The organism is Planococcus sp. NCCP-2050, assembly GCF_023708025.1.
Classification (GTDB): domain Bacteria; phylum Bacillota; class Bacilli; order Bacillales_A; family Planococcaceae; genus Planococcus.
The window spans coordinates 1-902 of record NZ_BRCX01000016.1 but is presented as its reverse complement, the minus strand read 5'-3'; the positions used below and the strand labels follow the sequence as shown (position 1 = coordinate 902).

The 902-nt window shown below is 53.4% G+C and carries 9 tRNA genes; all 9 read right to left on the bottom strand.

The window, feature by feature from the left end:
- Position 1 precedes the first annotated feature (1 nt).
- A tRNA-Ala gene (locus NFU07_RS17680) sits at positions 2–77 on the bottom strand.
- Positions 78–83: 6 nt separating this feature from the next.
- Positions 84–160 (bottom strand) — tRNA-Pro (locus tag NFU07_RS17675).
- A gap of 25 nt (positions 161–185) precedes the next feature.
- Positions 186–262: transfer RNA gene (locus tag NFU07_RS17670), tRNA-Arg, on the bottom strand.
- Between the two features lie 43 nt (positions 263–305).
- Positions 306–394: transfer RNA gene (locus NFU07_RS17665), tRNA-Leu, on the bottom strand.
- Positions 395–424: 30 nt separating this feature from the next.
- Positions 425–499 (bottom strand) — tRNA-Gly (locus tag NFU07_RS17660).
- A gap of 5 nt (positions 500–504) precedes the next feature.
- Positions 505–589: transfer RNA gene (locus NFU07_RS17655), tRNA-Leu, on the bottom strand.
- Positions 590–610: 21 nt separating this feature from the next.
- Positions 611–686: transfer RNA gene (locus NFU07_RS17650), tRNA-Lys, on the bottom strand.
- A gap of 10 nt (positions 687–696) precedes the next feature.
- A tRNA-Thr gene (locus tag NFU07_RS17645) sits at positions 697–772 on the bottom strand.
- A gap of 15 nt (positions 773–787) precedes the next feature.
- Positions 788–863, bottom strand: a tRNA-Val gene (locus NFU07_RS17640).
- Positions 864–902 lie beyond the last annotated feature (39 nt).

Genomic DNA, 902 nt, shown 5'->3' with positions numbered 1-902 from the left:
TTGGTGGAGCCTAGCGGGATCGAACCGCTGACCTCCTGCGTGCAAGGCAGGCGCTCTCCCAGCTGAGCTAAGGCCCCATTGAATGGTCGGGAAGACAGGATTCGAACCTGCGACCCCTTGGTCCCAAACCAAGTGCTCTACCAAGCTGAGCTACTTCCCGAACTTAAATGCTGAGTGTAAAAATATGGCGCGCCCGAGAGGACTCGAACCTCTAACCGCTTGATTCGTAGTCAAGTACTCTATCCAATTGAGCTACGGGCGCTTATTCATGATGAAAACCTGACGGTTTTTTCTGCAAACAAAGATGGTGCCGAGGACCGGAATCGAACCGGTACGGTAGTCACCTACCGCAGGATTTTAAGTCCTGTGCGTCTGCCAGTTCCGCCACCCCGGCATGGGTCGGCTTTGAATTGCTGCAAAAAATTGGAGCGGAAGACGGGGGTCGAACCCGCGACCTCCACCTTGGCAAGGTGGCGTTCTACCACTGAACTACTTCCGCAAAAATGGTGCGGGTGAAGGGAGTCGAACCCCCACGCCCGAAGGCGCTAGATCCTAAGTCTAGTGCGTCTGCCAGTTCCGCCACACCCGCGTGGCAATAATGAAATTAAAATGGTGAGCCATGAAGGATTCGAACCTTCGACCCTCTGATTAAAAGTCAGATGCTCTACCAACTGAGCTAATGGCTCTCACGAAAAGTGGTGCCGGAGAAAGGACTTGAACCCTCAACCTACTGATTACAAGTCAGTTGCTCTACCAGTTGAGCTACTCCGGCGAAAGAGAAAAATAATGGTGGAGGATGACGGGATCGAACCGCCGACCCTCTGCTTGTAAGGCAGATGCTCTCCCAGCTGAGCTAATCCTCCAGTATGTATGCCCAGCGACGTCCTACTCTCACAGGGGGA